The following is a 21,719-nucleotide window of genomic DNA, read 5'->3' as shown; positions in this document are numbered from 1 at the left end:
GGGTGAACAGTGAGGTCCATCTGGAACGGCGCCATCTCCTTCGGGCTGGTCAGCATCCCGATCAAGCTGGTCAACGCCACCGAGAACCACTCGATCTCCTTCCGCCAGGTCCACTTGGCCGACGGTGGCCGGATCCGCTACCGGAAGGTCTGCGAGATCGACGAGCAGGAGGTCTCCGCGGCCGAGATCGGCAAGGCCTACGAGGACGCCGACGGCTCGATGATCCCGATCACCGACGAGGACCTCGGCGCCCTCCCGCTTCCCACCGCCAAGACGATCGAGATCGTCGCCTTTGTGCCGGCGGCCTCGATCGACCCGCTCCAGATGGACGCGGCGTACTACCTCTCGGCCAACGGCGTCCCGGCGGCCAAGCCGTACACCCTGCTGCGTGAGGCGTTGAAGCGGAGCCAGAAGGTCGCGCTGGCCAAGTACGCCCTGCGCGGCCGGGAACGGCTCGGCATGCTGCGGGTGGTCGACGACGTGATCGCCATGCACGGCCTGCTCTGGCCGGACGAGATCCGCAGCCCCGAGGGTGTCGCCCCGGAGGTCGAGGTCACGGTCCGCGAAGCCGAACTCGACCTGGCCGACGCGTTGATGGCCACCCTCGGCGAGGTCGACATGGACTCGCTCCACGACGACTACCGCGAGGCGGTCGAGGAACTCATCGCGGCGAAGGCGGAAGGCCGCGCCCTGGAGCCGGCGGCGGCGGACGAGCCCGGCGGCAAGGTCATCGACCTGATCGCGGCCCTGGAGAACAGCGTCCGGGCGGCGAAGGAGGCCCGTGGCGAGGAGCCGGAGACCGAGGAGGAGTCGGACCGCCCCAGGGCCGAGGTCACCTCCCTCGCCGGCCGCAAGAAGTCCGGCGGAACCGGGGCGAAGAAGAAGGCCGCGGCGCCCGCCAAGAAGACGGCCGCGGCCACGAAGAAGTCCGCGTCGAGCCGGGCGCCCGCCAAGAAGACCGCCGCACGGTCGACGAAGAAGCCGGCCGTCGAGGCGGGCGCGGGGACCACGGCGAAGAAGACCGCCGCGAAGTCGGACTCGAAGCAGGCGACGAAGAAGACGGCCTCCCGCAAGCGCGCTTCGGCCTGAGGAGGGACGCTTCCCCGGCGGGCGCGCACACGGCCGACGGCCGCCCCGGAGGCAGGCCCCGGGGCGGCCGTCGGCACCGGACCGGTGGCTCAGTGCCTGCGGAACGGGAAGCGGTACGAGTTCACGTAACCGGCCGCCGGAGTCCCGACCCCCGTCACGTCGTCGTATCCCTTGACCGCCTTGAGGGAGGCGTCCTTGCCGAGGCTGCGCAACGAGGTCAGCACGCCGTCCGCGGCGTCGACGCCGTTGGCGAAGTCCACCCGGGCCACCGCGAGATCGCGGTTCGGACTCAGCGGGTGGTCGGTGACGTCGTGGTACGCCTTCGAGCCGTACCGGGCGTAGATCGCCGGGTTGGCGAAGCCGATCGGCAGACCGTGCCGGGCCTGCTGCGCGAGCGCCTGGACACCGGCGATGACCGGCGCGGCCAGTGACGTACCGCCGATGCGGTACTCGTCGTAGCCGAGCGAGCCGTCGGGCAGCGTCTGGGTCTGGCCGACCAGGAAGCCGGTGTTCGGGTCGGCGACGGCCGCGATGTCCGGGGCCGTGCGCATCCGTTGCTTGCCGTTCGCCCGCGCGAGCGAGTCCGGGACGACGCCCCGCTGGTAGAACGGCTGCTTCACGGACGAGCTGGTGCCGCCGCCCGCGCCGGAGGTGTACGCGCCGGGGAAGCCCGTCCAGCTCTTGCCGTTGTCGGCGAGGTTGGCCTTCAGCGTGCCCCAGCCGGTCTCCCACTGGTACGTGTCGTTCTTGCCGACGGCCAGCGCGGTGCCACCGACCGAGGTCACCCAGGCAGAGTTGGACGGGACGTCGATCTGCTTCGTACCCGTGGACGCGACGTTGTCGCCGTCGTCGCCGGAGGAGAAGTAGAAGCCGATGCCCTCGATCGCGCCCATCTTGAAGACCTGGTCGTACGCGGCCGCGATGTCCGGGGTCTCATTGGCCTCGATGTCGCCCCAGGAGTTGGAGACGATGTCCGCGAGCCGATGGTCGACGACCTTGTTCAGCGAGTCCAGCAGATCGGCGTCGTAGCAGGAGGCGCCGCCCACGTACACGATGTCGGCGGCGGGCGCGACCGCGTGCACGGCCTCGACGTCGAGGGTCTCCTCGCCGTACCAGCCGGAGGCCCCGCACTCCTCGGTCTTCGTGTAGTCGTCCGGCAGCACCTGGCTGAGCTGCCCGCGACGGTACGGGGCGTCGCCGTTGCGCTTGGCGTACTCGGCGGCGTCCTTGGCGATGGTCGGCGAGGCGTACGCGTCGGTGATCGCGACGGTGACGCCCTTGCCGGTCCAGTCACCCGCACCGTACGCGGCGCGCAGCTGCTTGCCCGTGTACCCCTTGACGGCGTACGGCACCTTGGAGCCGTAGGCGCTCGGCAGCGACGACGCGGTCTTCGAGCCGTAGTACGAGGAGAAGGGGCCGGAATTGCGGAACACGGCGTCCGGCGGCGGCAGCGTCTCGTCGTGGCTCGACTTGTGCGGCGCGTTGTCCAGGCCGGACACGGCGAGGACGGCGTCGCTCAGCCCGGCGGGCACGGAGGCGTTGGAGGCAGGGGCGCGGTAGGTCCGGTTGCCCTTGCGGTAGTTGCGCAGCTGGGTGCCGAACGTCTTCTCGGCGGCGGCGACATCACCGGTGGCCGAGACGTAGTGCCGGTTGGCGCCGGTGACGGTCAGTCCGTTCGACCTCAGCCACTGACCGACCTGGTCGATCTGCTGCTGAGTGGCTCCGAACCGGGCCTGTGCCCGCTCGGCGCTCAGGTACTTCCCGTACGAGGCGGACCGCGGGTCGGACACGGCGGCGGCGTACGCGGCGAGTCCCTTCGCGTCCCGTCCGGCCAGATGCACCCGGACGCTGACCTTGCCGCTGTCGGACGTGGCCCCCCGGTCGGCCGCGGCGGTCGCCCAGGCGGGCTTGGTGCCCTGCAGTGCGTCCCGCCCGCTCGGCGCGGAGTCCGCGCTGGCGTTCGGTATCCCGAGGGCGAGCGCGCCGGCAAGCAGCGGGAGTGTCGCCGCCATGCTCAGCGCGGCGCGATTTCTCGCGCGGCTGGTTCTCATATAACCCCCTGCGATGTGGGTCTTCGCGTGTGGAGCATGTGCCGGATGATGTGCACATGTAATGCGCCACTCTGGCGAGGAACGCCTCATGTAAGGGGCATGCATTCACCAAGAATCGACCAAGTGAACGCATCTGCAGGGTAGTTCGTGGAGAACATGCCCAATTGCGCCCGCCCGTCGACAAAAGGGCGGGCGGCTCACGCTCCCGCCTCAGGTGCCCTTCGGCTCGTAGCCGAGTCCGGGAGACCTGCTCACGTACGTACAGCCGGTGTACCGGTATCCGGGCTGGATCTTCGAACCGTCCGCGTAGCTCGTCACGCCTGTGCCGGACGAGGCCCCTCGGTGCTTGTACAGGAAGTGGTACTCGCCCGCGGGCAGCCGGAGGGTCACCTTCGGGTAGCTCTTCCCCTGGGCCTTGCAGGCCGCGGCGGCCCCGCTCACCCAGGAGTACGACGTGCACCTGCCGCACCCCTTGATGCTGGTCCGTCCCGTCACCGGCCCGGTGTAGAGGATCTCGACCCCGTCGGGGGCGTCGTTGCTGATGACGAGCTCCATCCGGCCCCCGCCCGGTGGGCCCGGGGGTGGCAGGTGCTTTCCGGCGGCCGGCCGTCTGGCGGCTATCTCGGCGGCGACGGCGATGTCCCGGGCCCGCGCCCGGCGCTTGTCCTTCTTGTACGTGGCGGCGAACTCCGTCAGCGTCAGCTGTGCCTGGTCGAACCGCTTGGACTTGAACTGGGCGACTCCGCAGGCGTATTCGCCGTTCCGGATGCCGCCGTCGGTCTTCGGGGCCAGCGCCGAGACGGACTTGTCCGGCAATGCGAGGGCGGTCGTACGGAGCCGCTGCAACGTGTCCCTGGCGGCGCAGGGGTCGCTTCCGCGCACGGCCCGACTCTGCTCCGAGATCTTTCTGGAGACCGCGGGCCCCACCTTCCCGGCCTCGGCCGAGTCGGGGAACGTACGCAGCAGCTCGCCCAGTTCGTCGCTGTTCCTGGTACCGGTCGGCACGGCACCCAGCTTCGACACCCCGCATTCGTACAGCGAGGCGGCGAGCGGACCGTCGGGGTAGCCGGCGAGATCGCCCAGCAGCTTCGGGTCGATCGACCGTGGCAGGGTCCGCAGGTAGGTCAGCGGCTCGATGGCCTCGCAGAGCTTCTTCTGCCGGTACGGCGCCGAGACCGCCTTGTAGTACGCGTCGAGCCGCTGCGGCACGAGCTTCCCGGCCCTCGATCCGGAGTGCTTCTCGCCGAGCCCCCGATAGATGGTGAGCGCCGCCTGGTAGTCGCCCCGTGCGGCGGCGAAGGGCTTGCCGGAGGCGGTCTCGACACTCCGGTCGCCCCGGTCCAGCCGGTCGAGCAGCATCTGCTCCACGGCCTCGTCCTGCGCGGAGCCGTAGGCCACCACACCCCCGGCAGGCACCGCCAGCAGCACCAGGCCGGCCCCGGCCGCCACCATCGGTTGCCACGACCCGCCGACGGTGCGACGCCGTGCGGTCCTCGCCCCGTCCACGGCCGCCAGGACCAGCACGACGAGATACGCGACGACCATTCCGCTTGCGACCCCGTCGGGATCGGCCGGGAGGGCGGCCAGCAGCAGCGCACCGGTCGCCGCCCAGCAGAGAACCGTCCTGAACCAGCATCGCATCAGCGCGTAGCCGAGCCCGAACCCGCTCAGGTTGAGCAGCCCCACGGCCACGGAGCGCAGAACGCCTCCCGGCGGCGGCGGCCCGACGGTGGGCGGCCGGCTCGGGGGAGGGAGAGGGGGCGGGGGAGGCGAGGCGGACGGCGGCGAGGGACTCGCCCCTGCCCCGAAGTGTTGATCGTCCCAACTCACGTCGGCCCCCCAACCGTTGAGCTATACGGGCCTCGATCCGCGCCCGGTTGAATTACCTTCCACGACGCCCTGAACAGTGTCAATCCGGACCGGTCGTCCGGCCGGTCGGCGGTCGACGAATCGGCCCATATCGCAGCGGCCCGACGCCGCACCCGGTAAAGTGCCCAGTGCCGCGACTGGCGCGTGCCCTGGCAGGGGTGCTCCGTGGAATCGACCACGAGGGAGCGGCACACCCCGGGCCCGCCCGGGGGCGTCATCGCCGGAGAGCCGTCCGCCTGGGCATCCGGGTCCACCGCAGCAATGCGACCGACCCGGGAGGACCCCGTGACCGCACCCGCACGGTCACCAACGCCCGCAGTCTGGGCGAGGAGTTGGCGTCCCGAGGCTTCAACCTGGTCTCCGGCGGCACGGACAACCACCTCCTGCTGATCGACCTGACCTCGCGCGGCGTCCCCGGCAAGATCGCGGCCAAGGCCCTGGACCGGGCAGGCATCGTCGTCAACCACAACACCGTCCCCTACGACCCCCGCAAGCCCTTCGACCCCTCCGGCATCCGCATCGGCACGCCGGCCCTGACCTCCCGAGGCGTCCCGGCCTCGGAGATGGCCGTGATCGCGGAGTGGATCACTCGCGTGGTCGAGGCGGCGCGCACCGACGACGAGGCCACGGTCGAGAAGATGCGCACGGAGGTGAAGGCCCTGATGGACGGCTACCCGGCACCGGGGCTGCCGGTGGGCTGACGGACGCGGGTGCACCGGCCGGGGCGATGACCTCGGCCGCGGCCCCTACCCGAACGCCCCTCGCCACGACCCGTTCCGCAACCCCCATGACTACGTGGGCCGCTCGGGCAGCAACGGGGACAGATCCTGGACCACCGCAAGCTGCCCCACCGGCAAAGCGTTGTACACGCTGGAGCCGCTCCGTCCCCGCACCACCGCCTCGGACCGCGAGCGCACGGCCCTTGGCGTCTTCGCCACGGAGTCGGCGAAGCGGCACGGTTGCGGAGTGCCTGCCGCGGTCGACCACCGGTAGCGGCCCGACTTCGCTGTCCGGCGGTGCCGAGGGTGAGGACGACCCGGGCATTGCGCCGAACGCCGTCACGGACCCCTTCGACCGGGTACTCGTCGCACAGGCACAGGCATGGTCCACCCGAACCGACGGCGTCGGGAAACGCCGACTGATCGCCGCCCGCACGGCTCCACGCCTATGCTCACGGCATGGAGCAGAGCGAAGTGGTGAAGCGCGTGGTGGGCATCCTCACGGAGGCGGGCGAGATCCGTCGGCTCCTCGAAGAGGACGTCGACCGCGACGACGTGCAGACCGATTCGAGCGTGGTGACCGCACTCCTGAACGAGACGATGCCCCGGATCACGATCCCCGAGGACGCCTCGATCGAAGAGGTCGCGGCGGTCGTCGGCCGGGAGGTCGGGGGCGCGGTGGAGCAGCTGGTCGGCGCGTTCACCCTGGCCTTCGCGATGCTGGCCCAGGTGCACGACTCCGGACAGACGGACGTGTCCTCCGCCGATGTGCTGCAGGACCTGGCGTTGCGGGCGGAACAGGTCGGTTCCGGCGGCCCGGAGGACGAGGGCTCGTGATCAAGGTGCTGTCATGCAGGACACGCAGGTCGTCGGGGCCGGCCTGGTCGCCCTCCTCCGCTTTGCGACCCACAGCACCAGACCCTGCTGCCTGATCCGGCCTGATCCAAACGAGCTGCCTGATCCGGCCTGATCCAAACGAAAGGCCCCAGGTGCCCTGTCCGGGGCCGGCCGTCTGAGCCCGGCCCGTTGCGCCGTGGAGGACAGGTCGCCGCCGCGCCGGGCGGGCGCAGATGGTTCCCCGGCCCGTTTCCGGATGCTGGCGACGCATACATGAAAAAGACCCTCTGTTCAGCGTTTCCGCTGATCAGAGGGTCAATTCGGCACCTTGTTCAAGGTGCCCTCGGCAGGATTCGAACCTGCGCACACGGCTCCGGAGGCCGATGCTCTATCCCCTGAGCTACGAGGGCGTATCGCTGTGTTGCTCGGCGACGGGTGAAACACTACCAGCTTCGGCGGGGTGTCCGTGAACAGGTATTTCCGGGCTCCGGAGGTGGCGGCGCGGGTCCCGAGGAGGGGGAGTGCGGTGCGTTCCGGATGCATTCGGCCACCGCTCGCACCACTCGTCCGGGGTCGGAAATAGGCAAAACCCGGACGCAGCCCCTACGTCCCGCCTATTCTCGGAGTGTGTCAGGGGCGTGTGGTCGCGTGCTTGTTGTCGACGACAACGAGGTCATCCGGCAGTTGATCAGGGTCAATCTTGAGCTTGAGGGCTTCGAGGTCGTGACCGCGGCCGACGGTGTCGAGTGTCTGGATCTGGTTCATCGGGTCCGCCCCGATGTGATCACGCTCGACGTCGTCATGCCCAGGCTGGACGGTCTGCAGACCGCCACCAGATTGCGCTCCGATCGGCGGACCGGACATCTGCCCGTGGCGATCATCAGTGCCTGCACGCCCTTCGAGGTGGACAGCGGGGTCGCCGCAGGGGTCGACGCCTTCCTGGCGAAGCCCTTCGAGCCGAGCGAGCTGGTGCGGCTCGTACGGCAGCTGATGGACCGCAAGGACCCGCCGTCGCTCGACGGCAGACACGGTGCCGGGAAGGCGGAGAGCGCCGCAGGGTGACCGCATGGCGAAACCGGGTCGCGGGGTGCCCCCCTTCCTCCCATACGCTTGTCCTGTGACCCCCGCCGATCTCTCCAGGACCGTGCTGCACGCCGTGCGCCGCGCGGTCGACGAGGACGCCTTGCGCGCGCCCGTGCCCGCGCGTGTGCGGGTGGAGCGGACCCGGCCCGGCGGGCGTGGGGACTACGCCTGTGCCGTCGCCCTCCAGCTGGCCCGGCCCGCCGCGCTGCCGGCCAGGGAAGTGGCCGAGATCCTCCGGGCGCGGGTGCAGGGGGCGCCGGGGATCGGCGGCGTCGAGGTCACCGGACCCGGGTTCCTGAACTTCACCCTGGACGGTGACGACGGCCTGGCCGTCCTTGTCGGCGCCATTGAGGCGAGCGGTACCGAGTACGGGCACGGGGACGACCTCGTCGATACCACCGTCTCCTTCGCACCCGTCGACGAGCCGCGCGCCCGCGTCGTCACCGAGACCGTGGAGCGGCTGCTCCGGTCCCAGGGCGCGGAGGTCAGGGAACGTATGGCCGGCGGCGAGGCGCTGCACGTGGTGGCCGTTCCCGCCTCCGACCGCGATCTCTTCGCGCGGCTCGGGAGCGATGCCGCGCGCTGGGCGCTGCTGCGGGCCGCCCCGCACGACCGGCCCCGGTGCACCGGGAGCGACGAGCTGCTCGTGCAGGGGGAGAGCAATCCGCTGTTCCGGGTGCGGTACGCCCACGCCCGGACCCGCGCCCTGAGCTGGAACGCCGAACAGCTCGGGTTCCGCTCCGCGTACGAGGAGAGCGTGGACGCGCCCGTGCTCGGGGCGCTCCTCGCCGACCATCCCGGTGTGCTCGCCGCAGCCGCCCGCCACCGCGAGCCCGACCGGGTCGCCCGGCAGCTCGAAGCGATTGCCCAGGCATTCTTCGACTTCCACGACGGCGCCTCGCCGCTGCCCGTCGGTGACGAGAAACCCTCGGCCGCCCACCGTTCCCGGCTCGCCCTCGCCGAAGCCGCCGGGACGGTGCTGGCAGGCGGCCTGTCCCTGCTCGGCATCAGCGCACCCGAAGTCCTCTGAGAGACCCGAGAGAGCAGAGCAACACCATGAGCCGATCCGCACACCCCGCCGGGCCCCGTCACGCCGATGTCATGACGGAAGGGCACTACACGGCCCCGCCCGCCGATCTCAACGTCCTGGACGAGAAGGTCTGGGCCCGTACCGTCGCCCGTGACGAGCACGGCACGGTCACCGTCGGCGGGATCGAAGTGACGCGACTGGCCGAGGAGTTCGGCACCCCGGCCTACTTCCTCGACGAGAGCGACTTCCGGGCCCGCTGCCGGGCCTGGGCCGGCGCCTTCGGGCGGGACGCCGATGTGTTCTACGCCGGAAAGGCGTTCCTTTCGCGGGCCGTCGTGCGCTGGCTCAAGGAGGAGGGGCTCAACCTCGATGTCTGTTCCGGGGGAGAGCTGACCTGCGCGCTGGACGCCGGGATGCCCGCCGAGCGCATCGCTTTCCACGGTAACAACAAGACCGTCGAGGAGATCGAGCGGGCGGTCACCGTCGGCGTCGGACGGATCGTGCTCGACTCCTTCCAGGAGATCGCCCGGGTCGCGCACGTCGCGCAGCGGCTCGGCAAGCGGCAGCGCGTACAGATCCGGGTGACCGTCGGCGTCGAGGCGCACACCCACGAGTTCATCGCCACCGCGCACGAGGACCAGAAGTTCGGGATCGCGCTGGCCGACGGCCAGGCCGCCGAGGCGGTGCGCCGGGCGCTCACCCTCGACGGGCTCGAACTGATCGGCATCCACTCGCACATCGGCTCGCAGATCTTCGACATGGCCGGTTTCGAGGTCTCCGCCCGGCGCGTGGTGCAGTTGCTCGCCGAGGTGCGTGACGAGCACGGGGTCGAGCTGCCCGAGATCGACCTGGGCGGCGGGCTGGGCATCGCCTACACCTCCGAGGACGACCCGCGCGAGCCGCACGAGATCGCCAAGGCGCTCGGCGACATCGTGACCCGCGAGTGCGAGGCGGCCGGGCTCGCCACCCCGCGGATCTCCGTCGAGCCGGGCCGCGCCATCGTCGGCCCGACCGCGTTCACGCTGTACGAGGTCGGCACGATCAAGCCCCTGGAGGGGCTGCGTACGTACGTCAGTGTCGACGGCGGCATGTCGGACAACATCCGCACCGCGCTGTACGACGCCGAGTACAGCGTCGCGCTCGCATCGCGCACCTCCGACGCCGAGCCGATGCTCGTCCGCGTCGTCGGCAAGCACTGCGAGAGCGGCGACATCGTGGTCAAGGACGCCTTCCTGCCGTCCGACCTGGCCCCCGGCGACCTGATCGCCGTGCCCGCCACCGGTGCCTACTGCCGCTCGATGGCGAGCAACTACAACCACGCCCTGCGCCCGCCCGTCGTCGCCGTGCGCGACGGTCAGGCGCGTGTCATCGTCAGGCGCGAGACGGAGGAAGATCTCCTGCGTCTCGATGTCGGCTGATGCCGATTTTCCCGGGGGACACCCCCGGACCCCCGCAGATGTCTCAGGATCCGGACGGATGGCAGGAACGCTCGTCCGGTGAGTGAGACTGGTCCACACATCAGATGTAAAGGAAACGAGGTCGGATGATGCGTACGCGTCCGCTGAAGGTGGCGCTGCTGGGCTGTGGAGTGGTCGGCTCAGAAGTGGCGCGCATCATGACGACGCAGGCCGCCGACCTCGCCGCGCGCATCGGCGCGCCGGTCGAGCTCGCCGGTGTCGCCGTGCGCCGGCCTTCCAAAGTACGCGAGGGCATCGATCCCGCACTGATCACCACCGATGCGACAGCCCTGGTCAAACGCGGCGACATCGACGTCGTCATCGAGGTCATCGGGGGCATCGAGCCCGCCCGTACGCTCATCACCACCGCCTTCGAGCACGGCGCGAGCGTCGTCTCCGCCAACAAGGCGCTGCTGGCCGAGGACGGCGCCGCACTGCACGCCGCCGCCGAGCAGCACGGCCGGGACCTCTACTACGAGGCCGCCGTGGCCGGTGCCATCCCGCTCGTACGTCCGCTGCGCGAGTCCCTCGCCGGTGACAAGGTCAACCGGGTCCTCGGCATCGTGAACGGCACCACCAACTTCATCCTCGACCGGATGGACACGAGCGGAGCCGGATACTCCGAGGCGCTCGACGAGGCCACCGCCCTCGGATACGCCGAGGCCGACCCGACCGCCGACGTCGAGGGCTTCGACGCCGCCGCCAAGGCCGCGATCCTCGCCGGGATCGCCTTCCACACCCGGGTCAGGATCGGTGATGTGCACCGCGAGGGCATCACCGAGGTCACCGCCGCCGACATCGTCTCCGCCCGCCGCATGGGCTGCACCGTCAAGCTCCTCGCCATCTGCGAGCGCGCCGCCGACGGGCAGTCCGTCACCGCGCGCGTGCACCCCGCGATGATTCCGCTGAGCCACCCGCTGGCCTCTGTCCGCGAGGCGTACAACGCGGTCTTCGTCGAGGCCGAGGCGGCCGGCCGGCTGATGTTCTACGGTCCCGGCGCCGGTGGCTCGCCGACCGCCTCCGCGGTCCTCGGCGACCTGGTCGCGGTCTGCCGCAACAAGCTCAACGCGGCCACCGGCCCCGGCGAGTCCGCGTACACGCGCCTGCCGGTCAGCCCCATGGGCGAGGTCGTCACGCGGTACCACATCAGCCTCGACGTGGCCGACAAGCCTGGCGTGCTCGCCCAGGTCGCGACGGTCTTCGCCGAACAGGGCGTATCGATCGATACCGTCCGTCAGCAGGGTAGAAATGTATCCAGCGGCGACGCGGTCGCCTCCGCCGAGGGTGGCGGCGGGCGGCGGGAGGGCGGCGAGGCCTCTCTCGTCGTCGTCACCCACCGCGCGCCCGACGCCGCCCTCTCGGCGACCGTCGAGGCGCTGCGCAAGCTCGACACCGTGCGCGGTGTCGCCAGCATCATGCGTGTTGAAGGGGAGTAAGGACCCATGACCAGCAAGGGCACCCACCAGTGGCGCGGCATCATCGAGGAGTACCGGGACCGCCTTCCGGTCACGAGCGCGACGCCGGTCGTCACGCTCCGTGAGGGCGGTACGCCGCTCGTGCCCGCTCAGGTCCTCTCCGAGCGCACGGGCTGCGAGGTGCACCTCAAGGTCGAGGGCGCCAACCCCACCGGGTCCTTCAAGGACCGCGGTATGACGATGGCGATCACCCGGGCCAAGGAGGAGGGCGCACAGGCCGTCATCTGTGCCTCCACCGGCAACACCTCCGCCTCCGCCGCCGCGTACGCGGTGCGGGCCGGCATGGTGTGCGCCGTCCTCGTGCCGCAGGGCAAGATCGCGCTCGGCAAGATGGGTCAGGCGCTCGTGCACGGCGCCAAGATCCTCCAGGTCGACGGCAATTTCGACGACTGTCTGACCCTGGCCCGCTCGCTCTCGGACAACTACCCGGTGGCGCTGGTCAATTCGGTCAATCCGGTCCGTATCGAGGGCCAGAAGACCGCCGCGTTCGAGATCGTCGACGCGCTCGGCGATGCACCGGACGTCCACGTCCTCCCGGTCGGCAACGCGGGCAACATCACCGCGTACTGGAAGGGTTACAAGGAGTACGCGGGGGACGGCATGTCCACGCACACCCCGCGCATGTGGGGCTTCCAGGCCTCCGGCTCCGCGCCCATCGTCCGCGGCGAGATCGTCAAGGACCCGTCGACCATCGCCACCGCGATCCGGATCGGCAACCCGGCCTCCTGGCAGTACGCGCTGAACGCCCGGGACGAATCGGGCGGTTTCATCGATGAGGTGACGGACCGCCAGATTCTGGCCGCCTACCGGCTGTTGGCCTCCCAGGAGGGTGTCTTCGTCGAGCCCGCCTCGGCCGCGTCCGTCGCCGGTCTGCTGAAGGCCGCCGAAGAGGGCAAGGTCGACCCCGGCCAGAAGATCGTGTGCACGGTCACCGGCAATGGGCTCAAGGACCCCGACTGGGCCGTCGCAGGCGCTCCGCAGCCGGTCACGGTCCCGGTCGACGCGGCCACCGCCGCCGAGAAGCTGGGCCTCGCGTAAGAGGAGCTCACAAGACTCGCGTAAGAGGAGCTCACAAGATGGGAGCCCGGCCCGCCCCGCCGGGCGCCCGGCTCACCGTCGGCGGGGATCCCGGTAAGAACCCAGCTCAACCGTCCCTTTTCGGGGCGGAGAGCGCATAGGAGGCGGGCGACACGCATCGTGCGCCTCCTGTGCGCCCTATGTCGCCACAGAACCTTCCTTCGATAAGCTGTACCCAACCCGCCCCGCCGCATCTGCCGCGGTGCAAGGGCCGTTGTGGCCGTCGGTTTCCCCGGAATCCCACTCCCCGTCGCCACGACCTCAGCCACTGTCGAGAAATCGCTCCACCACCCCCGCTGCCTCACAAGGAGAGTCGTCCAACCGATGGCCGGTCCTGCCTTCCGAGCCGCCGCCGTCCGGGTGCGCGTCCCCGCGACCAGCGCCAACCTGGGCCCGGGTTTCGACGCCTTCGGCCTCTCGCTGGGGCTGTACGACGACGTCGTCGTCCGCGTAGCCGACTCCGGACTGCACATCGATATCGCCGGTGAGGGCGCTAACACGCTGCCCCGCGACGAGAGCCACCTCCTCGTACGCTCCCTGCGCACCACCTTCGACCTGCTCGGCGGACAGCCCCGCGGCCTGGAGATCGTCTGCGCGAACCGCATCCCGCACGGGCGCGGCCTGGGCTCCTCCTCCGCCGCCATCTGTGCCGGCATCGTCGCCGCCCGCGCCGTGACGACCGGTGGTGACGCCCGACTCGACGACGCCGCGCTGCTGGAACTCGCCACCGAGATCGAGGGCCACCCCGACAATGTCGCGGCCTGCCTGCTCGGCGGCTTCACCCTCGCTTGGATGGACGGCGGATCGGCCCGCGCGATCAGGATGGATCCCGCAGATTCCATCGTTCCGGTGGTTTTCGTCCCCGGCAGGCCGGTCCTGACCGAGACCGCCCGCGGGCTGCTGCCGCGCTCGGTCCCGCATGTCGACGCCGCCTTCAACGCGGGCCGTGCCGCGCTTCTCGTCGAGGCCCTGACCCGGCGCCCCGAACTGCTGCTCACCGCCACTGAGGACCGGCTGCACCAGGAGTACCGCGCCCCGGCGATGCCGCAGAGCGTGGAACTCGTGAACCGACTGCGTGCCGACGGCGTGCCCGCGGTCATCTCCGGTGCCGGGCCGACCGTGCTCGCACTGGCCGAGGACGGTGCGGCCGACAAGGTCGCACGGCTGGCGGGTGAGGGATGGGCGGCCAATCGGCTCACGCTCGATGCCCCCGGTGCGAGTGTGCTGCCGCTCGCCCCATAGCCGAGAAGTGATTGCCGGTGAGTGAGAGGGGGAATGTTTGTTGGAGCCGGAAGTGTTAACCTCAAGTCTGCAACCGACGTCTATGTGGCGCGTTGCTTCGTGTCCCTTTCCGGGACCACATTTCTTCCGGGAGCCTCCCCAACTGCCTGAGCAGCCTGCCTGAGCAGTTTCGTGCACGCTCCGGAACCGGCACGACACCTCTCGCTTGTCCAGGAGTGGGCCGAGCAGGGGGATGCTCGCGCCGGACCCTTGCACACCTTCATCTCTCCGCCGTATCCGGCGGACCACCGCCCCGGCACGGTCCGCAAGAAACAGACCGCAGTCGGACAGCACAACCGGTCGCCGAGCCAGAAGGCCGACGTCCGCTCCAGGGAAGGACCCTTCGTGAGCGACACCACCGATCTGATGGGCGTGACTGCCGACAAGAGCGTCGACAGTGCTGCGCCCGCCGAAGGTGCTGCCACTGGCACCACCACACGGCGCCGCCGCTCCGGCACCGGCCTTGACGGCATGGTCCTGGCCGAGCTGCAGCAGGTCGCGTCCGGCCTCGGCATCAAGGGCACTGCGCGGATGCGCAAGGGCCAGCTGATCGAGGTCATCAAGGAGGCGCAGGCTGGTAACACCGCCGCGCCCAAGGCCGCCGCGCCCGCCGCGGATGCCGAGACCAAGCCGAAGCGCCGTGCCACCTCCAAGGCGCGCACCGGGGACGAGTCCGCGGCCGCCGCGCCCGCCGAGAAGGCCGCGGCCCAGCAGCAGATCGACATCCCCGGCCAGCCGGCCAGCGACGACCAGCCCACGGGCGAGCGCCGTCGGCGCCGTGCGACCGCTCAGGCGGGCAGCCCGGAGAGCAAGGCGGAGGGCAAGCCGGCCGCCGAGGCCAAGGCGGAGGCGCCGGCCGAGCCGAAGGGCGAAGAGCGCGCCGACGCGAAGGCCGAAGCCGCCGCGGACACGGCCGAGGGCCGCCGCGGCGACCGTCAGGACCGCGGACAGCGCGGCGACCGGGGCGACCGCCAGGAGCGCGGGGAGCGCGGGGAGCGCCGCGACCGCCAGCGCGACCGCCGTGGCAAGGGCGACGAGCAGGGCCAGCAGGGCGGCCAGCGCCAGCAGCGCCAGGGCCAGCAGAGCGGCGGACCGCAGGACGACGGTTACGACGACGAGGCGGGCGGCCGCCGCGGTCGCCGTGGCCGCTACCGCGACCGTCGTGGCCGTCGTGGCCGCGAGGAATTCGCCAACGAGGTCCCCGTCTCCGACGACGACGTCCTGATCCCCGTCGCGGGCATCCTGGACATCCTCGACAACTACGCGTTCATCCGGACCTCCGGCTATTTGCCGGGCCCGAACGACGTGTACGTCTCGCTCGCCCAGGTCCGCAAGAACGGCCTGCGCAAGGGTGACCACGTCACCGGCGCGGTGCGCCAGCCCAAGGACGGCGAGCGGCGCGAGAAGTTCAACGCCCTGGTCCGCCTCGACTCGGTCAACGGCATGGCGCCCGAAACCGGACGCGGCCGCCCGGAGTTCCAGAAGCTGACCCCGCTCTACCCGCAGGACCGGCTCCGCCTGGAGACCGACTCCAACGTCCTGACGACGCGGATCATCGACCTGGTCGCACCGATCGGCAAGGGCCAGCGAGGCCTGATCGTGGCCCCGCCGAAGACCGGCAAGACCATGATCCTGCAGGCGATCGCCAACGCGATCACGGTCAACAGCCCCGAGTGCCACCTGATGGTCGTCCTGGTCGACGAGCGTCCGGAAGAGGTCACCGACATGCAGCGGTCGGTGAAGGGCGAGGTCATCTCCTCGACCTTCGACCGTCCCGCCGAGGACCACACCACCGTCGCCGAGCTGGCCATCGAGCGCGCCAAGCGTCTCGTCGAGCTGGGTCACGACGTGGTCGTCCTGCTGGACTCCATCACCCGCCTGGGCCGTGCGTACAACCTCGCGGCTCCCGCGTCCGGACGCATCCTGTCCGGTGGTGTCGACTCGACCGCGCTCTACCCGCCGAAGCGGTTCTTCGGTGCCGCGCGCAACATCGAGGACGGCGGTTCGCTGACCATCCTGGCCACCGCGCTGGTCGAGACCGGTTCGCGCATGGACGAGGTGATCTTCGAGGAGTTCAAGGGCACCGGCAACATGGAGCTCAAGCTCGACCGGAAGCTCTCGGACAAGCGCATCTTCCCGGCGGTGGACGTCGACGCGTCCAGCACCCGCAAGGAAGAAATCCTGCTCGGCAGCGACGAGTTGGCGATCGTCTGGAAGCTGCGCCGGGTGCTGCACGCGCTCGACCAGCAGCAGGCGATCGAGCTCCTCCTGGACCGGATGAAGAAGACCCAGTCCAACGCGGAGTTCCTGCTCCAGATCCAGAAGACGACGCCGGCCCCGGGCAACGGCAACGACTGACGTCGCACCCGGACCGGCCGAACGACAGAGGCCGGACAACAGGGCCGAACACAGGGCCGCCCCCGTCACTCCGGTGACGGGGGCGGCCCTGTGTCGTGGTGTCCGCGCATGTGACGCAGCCGATCCGGCCTTTTCGGCCGATCCGAGACCTTCGCCACATGACGGTCGCGGCAGCGGCTGCCGCCGTGATGCCCGGACGGGGCAAGAAACCGCAGGTGAGCGCGGGATCGCCAGCTGTTCGTCGAGGCCCCGCGTCCCTTTTGTCCTCATGCGGGGGCGACAGGTCGCTGTGCAACCCTTCTTCGTGCCGCGACGTCGTATGAAGTGGCGACAAGTCGCCCGAGCGACGACTCAGTGCCCGAACACCGCTGCAGGGGGTAGCCGGGAGAAGCTGACGACCGAAGGAGACGGATGACCGAGCAGAGCGGGAGCGGCGGCCGAATACGCCCCACCGGCAAACGCCGGAGGAAGCCCTCCCGACGCCACAGGGCGAAGCTGGCGGCGATCTGGACCCTGGCAGCCGTCGTGATCGTCGGCGGTGGCGGGCTCGGATACGCCTACTTCAAACTCAACGGCAATCTCAAGGCCGTCGACATCAACGCGGCGCTCGGCAAGGACCGCCCCGACAACGTCGACAACGGTTCCGAGGACATCCTCGTGCTCGGTTCCGATTCCCGCTCCGGCGCGAACTCCGAGTACGGCGCCGACGAGGGCACGGCCCGCTCCGACACCGCGATGGTCGTGCACGTCAACAAGGGCCACAGGGCGGCCTCGGTCGTCTCCATCCCGCGCGACACCCTCGTCACCCGCCCGGAATGCACCAGTGACACGACGGGGAAGCCCGTCGCCGGCGAGCAGCGCGCGATGTTCAACACGGCGTACGAGGTCGGTGGACCGGCCTGTGCGGTCAAGACCGTCGAGTCCATGTCCGGTATCCGCATGGACCACTACCTCGAAGTCGACTTCACCGGCTTCAAGAAGCTCATCGACGAGCTGGGCGGCGTGAAGATCACCACCACCCGAGCGATCCACGACTCCAAGAGCCATCTCGACCTGGAGCCCGGCACCCACACCCTCGACGGCGAGCAGTCGCTGGGACTCGTCCGTACCCGCAAGAGCGTCGGCGACGGCAGCGACCTCGGCCGCATCCAGCTCCAGCAGGCATTCATCAAGGCGCTCATGGAACAGGTCAAGAGCGTCGGGGTGTTCTCGAACCCGAAGACCCTCTTCGACCTCGCGGACACGGCGACCAAGGCCATCACCAGCGACTCCGACCTGGGCTCGGTCCAGCAGCTCACCGGCTTCGCCAACGGCCTCAAGGGGCTCGGCGCGAAGAACGTCCACATGGTCACCCTGCCCGTGCAGTACGACCCGGCCGACCCGAACCGCGTCGTACCGCTGGAAGAGTCCGCGCAGCAGGTCTGGACGGCGCTGAAGCAGGACAAGGCGATCCCCGCCTCCGCCACCGAGAAGTCGGCGGGCGACAAGGGCGTGGCGGGCAGCGTCGTGCGATGACCGGGCGGGCCGGGAATAGTTGCGGCCCGCCCCCGGTTTTGGGAGATACGGCCGGTCCTGGCAGACTGGTACGTCGGCCCCGGTTCACGGACGCGCAATCCGCGCGGACGACCCGGTGCCCTCCCGAACCTAGGAGAAACCCTTGAAGCGCGACATCCACCCCGAGTACGTCGAGACGCAGGTCAGCTGCACCTGTGGCGCGTCGTTCACGACCCGGAGCACCATCGACGCCGGTACCATCCGCGCCGACGTCTGCTCCGAGTGCCACCCGTTCTACACGGGCAAGCAGAAGATCCTCGACACCGGTGGCCGTGTGGCCCGCTTCGAGGCCCGCTTCGGCAAGGCTGCCGGCTCCGCCAGCAAGTAGCGAGCCACTGCGCCGGTTCCCGGCGTCCTCTTCCCGGGGGCGTCGGAACCGGCGTTTTTTCCGGCCGGGGGTGCGCGGCCCGTATCCCCGCCCGGCCGGCATCAGGCCGTCCAGCAGGCACGTTTGAGTGAAGAAACCAGGAGCCCGAAGATGTTCGAGGCGGTCGAGGAACTGATCGGTGAACAGGCCGATCTTGAGAAGCAGCTCGCGGACCCGGCGGTCCACGCCGACCAGGCCAACGCGCGCAGGCTCAACAAGCGCTACGCCGAGCTGACCCCGATCGTCGGCACGTACCGCTCCTGGAAGCAGGCCGGGGACGACATCGAGACGGCCCGCGAACTCGCCGCCGACGACCCCGACTTCGCCGCCGAGGTGAAGGATCTGGAGAAGCAGCGCGAAGAGCTCACCGAGAAGCTCCGCCTCCTCCTGGTCCCGCGCGACCCCAGCGACGACAAGGACGTGCTCCTGGAGATCAAGGCGGGCGCGGGCGGCGACGAGTCCGCCCTGTTCGCCGGTGATCTGCTGCGGATGTATCTGCGCTACGCCGAGCGCGTCGGCTGGAAGACCGAGATCATCGACTCCACCGAGTCCGAGCTGGGCGGCTACAAGGACGTCCAGGTCGCCGTGAAGACCAAGGGCGGCAACGGCGCCACCGAGCCCGGCCAGGGCGTGTGGGCCCGGCTGAAGTACGAGGGCGGGGTGCACCGCGTGCAGCGGGTGCCCTCCACCGAGTCCCAGGGCCGCATCCACACCTCCGCCGCCGGCGTGCTCGTCACGCCCGAGGCCGAGGAGGTCGACGTCGAGATCCACGCCAACGATCTCCGTATCGACGTCTACCGCTCCTCGGGGCCCGGCGGCCAGTCCGTCAACACCACGGACTCGGCGGTCCGCATCACCCACCTGCCGACCGGCGTCGTCGCCTCCTGCCAGAACGAGAAGAGCCAGCTCCAGAACAAGGAGCAGGCCATGCGTATCCTGCGTTCGCGTCTGCTCGCGGCCGCGCAGGAGGCCGCGGAGCAGGAAGCGTCGGACGTACGGCGCAGTCAGGTGCGTACGGTCGACCGTTCCGAGAAGATCCGTACGTACAACTTCCCGGAAAACCGGATCTCGGACCACCGCGTCGGCTTCAAGGCGTACAACTTGGACCAGGTGCTCGACGGCGACCTGGATTCCGTGATCCAGGCCTGTGTCGACGCCGACTCCGCCGCCAAGCTCGCCGCCGCATAAGCAAGACCCGCCCCGCCCGTAACCCCGTACGGAGAACCGCGATGAACCTGCTGCTCGCCGAGGTGGCCCAGGCCACCCAGCGGCTGGCCGACGCCGGTGTGGCTTCACCGCGATTCGACGCGGAGGAACTCGCCGCGTTCGTGCACGGCGTCAAGCGGGGCGAACTGCACCGTGTGCCGGACTCGGACTTCGACGCCCGCTACTGGGAGGCCATCGCCCGCCGCGAGGCCCGCGAACCGCTGCAGCACATCACCGGACGCGCCTTCTTCCGCTACCTGGAGCTCCAGGTGGGCCCCGGCGTCTTCGTCCCCCGGCCGGAGACCGAATCGGTCGTCGGCTGGGCGATAGACGCGGTGCGCGCGATGGACGTGGTGGAGCCGACCGTGGTCGACCTCTGCAGCGGATCGGGCGCCATCGCCCTGGCCATGGCCCAGGAGGTGCCGCGCTCCCGGGTGCACGCCGTGGAGCTCTCCGACGACGCCCTCAGGTGGACCAGGAAGAACGCCGAGGGGTCCAGGGTCACCGTCCACCGCGGAGACGCGCTCACGGCTCTTCCCGAGCTCGACGGCCAGGTCGACCTGGTCATCTCCAACCCGCCGTACATCCCGCTCACCGAATGGGAGTACGTGGCACCCGAGGCCCGCGACCACGATCCGGAGATGGCCCTGTTCTCCGGCGAGGACGGCCTCGACACCATCCGCGGCATCGAACGCACCGCGCACCGCCTGCTGCGCCCCGGCGGCCTCGTCGTCATCGAGCACGCCGACACCCAGGGCGGCCAGGTGCCGTGGATCTTCACCGAGGAACGTGGCTGGGCCGACGCGGCCGACCACCCCGACCTGAACAACCGGCCGCGGTTCGCCACGGCCCGCAAGGCCATGCCGTGACCGGCGGCCACCACCCGCACGACCCGTACCCGCCATACCCGTACATGCTTGAGGAGGCCGGCTGATGGCACGGCGATACGACTGCAACGACGCGACCGACCGTACGACGGGTCTGCGTGAGGCCGCGTCGGCCGTCCGCCGCGGCGAACTGGTCGTGCTGCCCACCGACACCGTGTACGGGATCGGCGCGGACGCCTTCAGTGCCGAGGGCGTCGGAGACCTGCTGGAGGCCAAGGGCCGCGGCCGCAACATGCCGAGCCCCGTCCTGATCGGCTCCCCGAACACCCTGCACGGCCTGGTCACCGACTTCTCCGAGCAGGCCTGGGAGCTCGTCGACGCCTTCTGGCCCGGCGCACTCACGCTCGTCGCCAAGCACCAGCCGTCGCTGCAGTGGGACCTCGGCAACACCCGCGGCACCGTCGCCGTCCGGATGCCGCTGCACCCGGTCGCCATCGAGCTGCTCACCGAGGTCGGCCCGATGGCCGTCTCCAGCGCCAACCTCACCGGACACCCGGCCCCCGAGGACTGCGACGCGGCCCAGGAGATGCTCGGCGACTCCGTCTCCGTCTACCTCGACGGCGGCCCGACGCCCGGCATCGTGCCGTCGTCGATCGTCGACGTGACCGGCAGGATCCCCGTGCTGCTGCGCGCCGGCGCGCTCTCCGTGGAGGAGCTCCGCAAGGTGGTACCCGACCTTGAGGTGGCCAATTGACCGCCCCTGAGGGGCGTGGCATAGCGGGGCAGTCCGACACCTTCCGCATCCTCCACGTCAGCACCGGCAACGTCTGCCGCTCACCGATCACCGAGCGGCTGACCCGGCACGCCCTGGTGGACCGCCTCGGCGATCCGCGCCAGGGCGGGCTGATCGTGGAGAGCGCGGGCACCTGGGGCCACGAAGGCGCCCCCATGGAGGCCAACGCGGAGATCGTCCTCGCCGACTTCGGCGCCGACACCACCGGCTTCGTCGGCCGGGAGCTGCTCGACGAACACGTGATCCGCGCCGACCTGGTGCTCACCGCCACCCGCGACCACCGGGCACAGGTGATCTCGATGGGTCACTCGGCCGGGCTGCGGACCTTCACGCTCAAGGAATTCACCCGGCTGGTCCGGGCCATAGACCCCGCCACGCTGCCCGACCCGCGCGACGAGGGCGTGGTCGAGCGCGCCCGCGCGCTGGTCCGCGCCGCGGCCGCGCTGCGCGGCTGGCTGCTGGCGCCCACCGCCGAGGCCGACGAGGTGTACGACCCCTACGGCGCCCCGATCACGTTCTTCCGCTCCATCGGCGACGAGATCAATCAGGCCCTCGACCCGGTCGTCACCGCGCTGACCGGCGTGTCGGCCCCGCACTGACGGGCGCGCGCCCGGCGCCACTCTGACGGCCGTACACGTCGGCCGGG

General features: G+C 70.4%; 17 protein-coding genes, 1 tRNA gene and 1 pseudogene. 16 read left to right on the top strand and 3 right to left on the bottom strand.

Annotated features, from left to right (window positions below; genetic code table 11):
- The first annotated feature begins 9 nt into the window (after nucleotides 1-9).
- A complete protein-coding gene (locus tag ABZ826_RS02085) occupies nucleotides 10-1,089 on the top strand; it encodes a Ku protein (RefSeq protein ID WP_361440764.1) in 1,080 nt (359 codons plus the stop codon).
- 89 nt (nucleotides 1,090-1,178) lie between these two features.
- Here the strand turns inward: ABZ826_RS02085 and ABZ826_RS02080 are convergent, their stop codons facing one another.
- Together ABZ826_RS02080 and ABZ826_RS02075 are read right to left on the bottom strand one after the other, a co-directional pair.
- A complete protein-coding gene (locus ABZ826_RS02080) occupies nucleotides 1,179-3,140 on the bottom strand; it encodes a S53 family peptidase (protein WP_361440761.1) in 1,962 nt (653 codons plus the stop codon).
- A 210-nt stretch (nucleotides 3,141-3,350) separates the two neighbouring features.
- Nucleotides 3,351-4,826, bottom strand: a complete 1,476-nt coding sequence (locus ABZ826_RS02075; protein ID WP_361440758.1) for a hypothetical protein — start codon at nucleotides 4,824-4,826, stop codon at nucleotides 3,351-3,353.
- 485 nt (nucleotides 4,827-5,311) lie between these two features.
- Here ABZ826_RS02075 and glyA point away from each other — a divergent pair.
- Together glyA and ABZ826_RS02065 are read left to right on the top strand one after the other, a co-directional pair.
- A pseudogene (gene glyA / locus ABZ826_RS02070) lies at nucleotides 5,312-5,710 on the top strand (serine hydroxymethyltransferase); the annotation flags it as partial.
- Nucleotides 5,711-6,187: 477 nt separating this feature from the next.
- Nucleotides 6,188-6,565, top strand: coding sequence for a hypothetical protein (locus ABZ826_RS02065; protein ID WP_361440755.1), 378 nt, complete (start codon nucleotides 6,188-6,190; stop codon nucleotides 6,563-6,565).
- A 338-nt stretch (nucleotides 6,566-6,903) separates the two neighbouring features.
- On the opposite strand, the gene ABZ826_RS02060 is transcribed toward ABZ826_RS02065, so the two are convergent.
- Nucleotides 6,904-6,975 (bottom strand) — tRNA-Arg (locus tag ABZ826_RS02060).
- A gap of 238 nt (nucleotides 6,976-7,213) precedes the next feature.
- On the opposite strand from ABZ826_RS02060, the gene ABZ826_RS02055 reads away from it, so the two are divergent.
- The 13 genes from ABZ826_RS02055 to ABZ826_RS01995 all read left to right on the top strand — a co-directional run bounded on the left by ABZ826_RS02055 (nucleotide 7,214) and on the right by ABZ826_RS01995 (nucleotide 21,672).
- Nucleotides 7,214-7,627: a response regulator gene (locus ABZ826_RS02055; protein ID WP_361440752.1), complete on the top strand. Its 414-nt coding sequence runs from the start codon at nucleotides 7,214-7,216 to the stop codon at nucleotides 7,625-7,627.
- A 55-nt stretch (nucleotides 7,628-7,682) separates the two neighbouring features.
- The gene (gene nrtL, locus ABZ826_RS02050) at nucleotides 7,683-8,678 is read left to right on the top strand and encodes an ArgS-related anticodon-binding protein NrtL (RefSeq protein WP_361440750.1); all 996 of its coding nucleotides are present in this window, start codon (nucleotides 7,683-7,685) and stop codon (nucleotides 8,676-8,678) included.
- 26 nt (nucleotides 8,679-8,704) lie between these two features.
- Nucleotides 8,705-10,096, top strand: a complete 1,392-nt coding sequence (lysA, locus tag ABZ826_RS02045; protein WP_361440747.1) for a diaminopimelate decarboxylase — start codon at nucleotides 8,705-8,707, stop codon at nucleotides 10,094-10,096.
- A 125-nt stretch (nucleotides 10,097-10,221) separates the two neighbouring features.
- Nucleotides 10,222-11,571, top strand: coding sequence for a homoserine dehydrogenase (locus tag ABZ826_RS02040; protein WP_361440744.1), 1,350 nt, complete (start codon nucleotides 10,222-10,224; stop codon nucleotides 11,569-11,571).
- Between the two features lie 6 nt (nucleotides 11,572-11,577).
- Complete coding sequence (gene thrC, locus ABZ826_RS02035) at nucleotides 11,578-12,648, top strand: threonine synthase (RefSeq protein ID WP_361440741.1); 1,071 nt, start codon at nucleotides 11,578-11,580, stop codon at nucleotides 12,646-12,648.
- A 363-nt stretch (nucleotides 12,649-13,011) separates the two neighbouring features.
- Nucleotides 13,012-13,929 (top strand): homoserine kinase, encoded by a 918-nt coding sequence (gene thrB / locus ABZ826_RS02030; RefSeq protein ID WP_361440739.1) that lies wholly within the window; start codon nucleotides 13,012-13,014, stop codon nucleotides 13,927-13,929.
- 384 nt (nucleotides 13,930-14,313) lie between these two features.
- Nucleotides 14,314-16,326 carry a transcription termination factor Rho gene (gene rho / locus ABZ826_RS02025; RefSeq protein ID WP_361440736.1) on the top strand — a complete coding sequence of 671 codons (2,013 nt, stop codon included), beginning with the start codon at nucleotides 14,314-14,316 and terminating at the stop codon, nucleotides 16,324-16,326.
- 411 nt (nucleotides 16,327-16,737) lie between these two features.
- Entirely contained in the window at nucleotides 16,738-17,841 is a 1,104-nt protein-coding gene (locus ABZ826_RS02020) for an LCP family protein (RefSeq protein ID WP_361440733.1), read from the top strand.
- A 142-nt stretch (nucleotides 17,842-17,983) separates the two neighbouring features.
- A complete protein-coding gene (gene rpmE, locus ABZ826_RS02015; RefSeq protein ID WP_361440730.1) occupies nucleotides 17,984-18,208 on the top strand; it encodes a 50S ribosomal protein L31 in 225 nt (74 codons plus the stop codon).
- A gap of 150 nt (nucleotides 18,209-18,358) precedes the next feature.
- Complete coding sequence (gene prfA, locus ABZ826_RS02010; protein ID WP_361440727.1) at nucleotides 18,359-19,435, top strand: peptide chain release factor 1; 1,077 nt, start codon at nucleotides 18,359-18,361, stop codon at nucleotides 19,433-19,435.
- A gap of 41 nt (nucleotides 19,436-19,476) precedes the next feature.
- Entirely contained in the window at nucleotides 19,477-20,322 is an 846-nt protein-coding gene (gene prmC / locus ABZ826_RS02005) for a peptide chain release factor N(5)-glutamine methyltransferase (RefSeq protein WP_361440724.1), read from the top strand.
- Between the two features lie 64 nt (nucleotides 20,323-20,386).
- Nucleotides 20,387-21,034 carry an L-threonylcarbamoyladenylate synthase gene (locus ABZ826_RS02000; RefSeq protein ID WP_361440721.1) on the top strand — a complete coding sequence of 216 codons (648 nt, stop codon included), beginning with the start codon at nucleotides 20,387-20,389 and terminating at the stop codon, nucleotides 21,032-21,034.
- Nucleotides 21,031-21,672, top strand: coding sequence for a protein-tyrosine-phosphatase (locus tag ABZ826_RS01995; protein ID WP_361440718.1), 642 nt, complete (start codon nucleotides 21,031-21,033; stop codon nucleotides 21,670-21,672). The genes ABZ826_RS02000 and ABZ826_RS01995 overlap by 4 nt, the downstream gene beginning before the upstream one ends.
- Nucleotides 21,673-21,719 lie beyond the last annotated feature (47 nt).

It is taken from the genome of Streptomyces sp. NPDC047515 (assembly GCF_040643055.1).
In the GTDB taxonomy this organism is placed as follows: Bacteria; Actinomycetota; Actinomycetes; order Streptomycetales; family Streptomycetaceae; genus Streptomyces.
This window is presented reverse-complemented; position numbering and strand designations above follow the sequence as displayed.

What these genes read in the sequence shown, in the direction of transcription:
- ABZ826_RS02080 (WP_361440761.1), bottom strand. Translation starts at nt 3,140, where the DNA reads ATGAGAACCAGCCGCGCGAGAAATCGCGCCGCGCTGAGCATGGCGGCG.
- ABZ826_RS02065 (WP_361440755.1), top strand. Translation starts at nt 6,188, where the DNA reads ATGGAGCAGAGCGAAGTGGTGAAGCGCGTGGTGGGCATCCTCACGGAG.
- lysA (WP_361440747.1), top strand. Translation starts at nt 8,705, where the DNA reads ATGAGCCGATCCGCACACCCCGCCGGGCCCCGTCACGCCGATGTCATG.
- ABZ826_RS02040 (WP_361440744.1), top strand. Translation starts at nt 10,222, where the DNA reads ATGATGCGTACGCGTCCGCTGAAGGTGGCGCTGCTGGGCTGTGGAGTG.
- thrC (WP_361440741.1), top strand. Translation starts at nt 11,578, where the DNA reads ATGACCAGCAAGGGCACCCACCAGTGGCGCGGCATCATCGAGGAGTAC.
- thrB (WP_361440739.1), top strand. Translation starts at nt 13,012, where the DNA reads ATGGCCGGTCCTGCCTTCCGAGCCGCCGCCGTCCGGGTGCGCGTCCCC.
- ABZ826_RS02020 (WP_361440733.1), top strand. Translation starts at nt 16,738, where the DNA reads ATGACCGAGCAGAGCGGGAGCGGCGGCCGAATACGCCCCACCGGCAAA.
- prfA (WP_361440727.1), top strand. Translation starts at nt 18,359, where the DNA reads ATGTTCGAGGCGGTCGAGGAACTGATCGGTGAACAGGCCGATCTTGAG.
- prmC (WP_361440724.1), top strand. Translation starts at nt 19,477, where the DNA reads ATGAACCTGCTGCTCGCCGAGGTGGCCCAGGCCACCCAGCGGCTGGCC.
- ABZ826_RS02000 (WP_361440721.1), top strand. Translation starts at nt 20,387, where the DNA reads ATGGCACGGCGATACGACTGCAACGACGCGACCGACCGTACGACGGGT.